This is a genomic window from Pseudonocardia lacus, from assembly GCF_018531445.1.
Classification (GTDB): domain Bacteria; phylum Actinomycetota; class Actinomycetes; order Mycobacteriales; family Pseudonocardiaceae; genus Pseudonocardia; species Pseudonocardia lacus.
Map to the genome: position 1 here is coordinate 1 of NZ_JAHDTH010000499.1, position 624 is coordinate 624.

Here is a 624-nt window from a genome sequence, read left to right on the forward strand (position 1 = left end):
AGGGCGGCCGAGGCGCGGGCCGCGCGCACGCTCGCCTCGGCGGCGCTCGCCGGCCAGCCGCGCCGGTTCACCGGGTGGTTGTGCACGCCCACCACGGCGTCCCGCGCCCGGGCGACGGCGTCGGCGACGCCGGGCAGGTCGAGCAGCGGGGCGAGCGGGTCGCGGGTGCGGGCGGTACTCACCCCGACATGCTGCCACCCGCGCCGGCGCACCTCGCCGGTCCGCCGGCCCGTTCCGCGCCCGCGCGCCGCGCCGGTGGTCCCCGGAAGTGGCCTCCCTGAGCTGCGGACACCACCCGTCCGCCGCTGGTCGACCGCTCGTTGTCCGCCCGACGCGCCGTCCGGACCTGGCCGTACCGACGGTGCGCCGGGCCGCCCCGGCCACTAGCGTCGGCGTCAGACGTACGAGGAGCCGGGCGCGAGCGCGGGCACCGGGGCCCGCCGCAGCGCCCAGGACCGGGAGGGTTTCGCATGGCTGCCGAACCGACGCTGAGCAACCTGTCCACCGAGAGCCGTAGCTTCCCGCCCGGCGATGCCTTCGCCGCGCAGGCCAATGTCACGGCCGAGGCCTATGACCGTGCCGATGCCGATCGGGAGGCGTTCTGGGCCGAGCAGGCCGACCGGT

At 78.0% G+C, this 624-nt stretch carries 1 pseudogene; it reads right to left on the reverse strand.

Annotated elements, in window-relative coordinates:
* Positions 1-182: pseudogene (locus KIK08_RS39335) on the reverse strand (oxidoreductase); the annotation flags it as partial.
* Positions 183-624: the final 442 nt, after the last annotated feature.